Source organism: Acidobacteriota bacterium (assembly GCA_003225175.1).
Classification (GTDB): domain Bacteria; phylum Acidobacteriota; class Terriglobia; order Terriglobales; family Acidobacteriaceae; genus Gp1-AA112.
Genome location: QIBA01000261.1, coordinates 1 through 864 on the forward strand (window position 1 = coordinate 1; position 864 = coordinate 864).

Annotated in this window: 1 protein-coding gene; it reads right to left on the reverse strand. The window is 32.5% G+C overall.

Annotation, left to right across the window (positions count from 1 at the left end):
- Positions 1–180: 180 nt before the first annotated feature.
- Complete coding sequence (locus DMG62_25235; protein PYY18821.1) at positions 181–417, reverse strand: hypothetical protein; 237 nt, start codon at positions 415–417, stop codon at positions 181–183.
- Between the last annotated feature and the right edge of the window lie 447 nt (positions 418–864).

Consider the following 864-nt stretch of genomic DNA (forward strand, 5'->3'; position numbering starts at 1 on the left):
AATTATGTTTAAAAAAAACTAAAAACGTGTTATTATCATTAAATTGAAAAAAAAATTCAAATTTGCGTCACATTCAGAGAAGATTCGGAAATGTAGATATGGTTGACATGACTGTAGTTTGTTCAGGGCTCATTTTTGGTTGGGCTGTTCCAGATCTCCTGTGCGCTTACCATTTTGAAATTACTTCTTTTTCGAGCGCTTTTTAGGCTTCTCTTCATCAGAGTTATCAGGACTTTTAATTTCTAAAGTAATTTCATATTTTGACAGATCCATTGAGGTCGTAATGTTGTATGTACTCATAAAGTTACAATTGATGATGTACAAATTTCCGGTAAAAGAAAAAATTTCATCGTGAGCAGTCTTCTGATTCTTTATAAGAAAGTAAAATGCAAACATGACAAGATTTTTAAGTATCATCTCTTCATTATTTGATAATCTACTTGACACATGTTTAGTTCACGTTTCAAATATTTCAGAAATGTGAATAGATTTTAGATATGAGTTTACGCATTCACGATCTTTAACAGAAGAACTCTTTGAATTCTTAGAAAACTTTTCATATCTTTGCGTTATTTTTTGCCAGAGGACATTTCTCCAGTTGCTCCAAGACCTGCGGAAATCTGCAGCTAGAATGGTTAATCGTTCGTAATGTTATTCTGCAAATGAAGGAAAAAGCACCAATAAGAAGTCTCGAATTATTAGGTTTTTTTTTGAGTTGTCTAAATGTCTGGTTCTCAGAAAGAGTGGTTTGAGCTTGCTAAGGATTAAATCCTTTGCCCACTTTGGCTGTGTTCCATCAGAGAAAAGTTGCCTCAAATTTTCTTGGCTTATTATTTCATTATTGGAATTGATAAACTCTTTGAG